The 1,048-nt window shown below is 39.8% G+C and carries 1 protein-coding gene; it reads right to left on the reverse strand.

Translation table 11 applies throughout. The features are described from left to right. Positions 1-28 precede the first annotated feature (28 nt). The gene (locus tag FTV41_RS15040) at positions 29-925 is read right to left on the reverse strand and encodes a LysR family transcriptional regulator (protein WP_179996792.1); all 897 of its coding nucleotides are present in this window, start codon (positions 923-925) and stop codon (positions 29-31) included. Positions 926-1,048: the final 123 nt, after the last annotated feature.

Raw genomic sequence — 1,048 nt, forward strand, 5'->3', positions numbered from 1 at the left:
AGCTGCAAAGGAGCATTAATTAAGCATTTTAGAAAGGTGAGGAATAACTTTTCAGGAACTCCAGTAAAGTTTTTGGTGCACTGCTGAGAGGTCGGTCAGATGACCAACATGCACCGACCTTTAAAGAATCACCTTTCTGGTGGGGTAGTTTCAGTGGAACAATACCTGACTCATTTTCAAGCGCAGCCAAAGGTAAGGTAGTTATGGCCAAACCTGAACGTACAGCAGATAAAATAAGCGCCGGATTTTCTGACTCCAACACAATATTCAACGGTATGCCTAAAGCGGTTGAATGGCGTTCAAGCAAATCCCGTTGATGGTATCCAGTCGGATAGATCGCTAAGGGCTGTGTGAGTAGTTTTTCCCAGGAAATGCTTTCAGCTTGAACAAGTTGTTGATGGAATGAGGTTGAAACACAAGCTACATTTTTTAAATCCCACAGATATTCCGTCTCAACCTGAGGCTCTATGCCTTTATATACGGTCAAGCCTAAATCCAAAGCTTCTTTCTTCACTAAAGCTTCAATTTCCAGGGCACCAGCTTGATAAACTTTAATATGAATTTTGGGATATAACGCCATAAATTTCGGCAGTACTTGGGAGAGCGCAAATTGCGTCACCATCGCAGGAGCCGCAATACGTAATTGACCTATAGAGAGATTTTCCAGATCCTTGAGTTCATCCTTCACATTCATCAACAGACTCATCACAGGAGCTGCACGTTCCTTGAGGAGGCGATCACTTTCTGTCAGTTCAACTTTTCGGTTAGCGCGAATAAAAAGCTGTGTACCCAATTCTTTTTCTAGTTCTTTAATAGTAATACTGACCGCAGATTGGGCAACATCTAATGCATGAGCAGCAGCAGAAAAACTGCCGTTTTCGATCACGGCCATAAACACTTCAATACGACGTAGTTTTATCTTCATTTTATATGTAAGAATAGGATTTCATAAATTTATTATATAATAAAATCTGATTTTTCTTTAATTAGGTCCTTCCATTTAACATAATGGTGGTTATACGCAATACACTTGTATATTAATATAAAA

Origin of the sequence: Acinetobacter sp. YH16051, assembly GCF_013417135.1 — a bacterium.
In the GTDB taxonomy this organism is placed as follows: domain Bacteria; phylum Pseudomonadota; class Gammaproteobacteria; order Pseudomonadales; family Moraxellaceae; genus Acinetobacter; species Acinetobacter towneri.

Coding starts and splice junctions, on each gene's coding strand:
- FTV41_RS15040 (WP_179996792.1), bottom strand. CDS start 925: ATGAAGATAAAACTACGTCGTATTGAAGTGTTTATGGCCGTGATCGAA.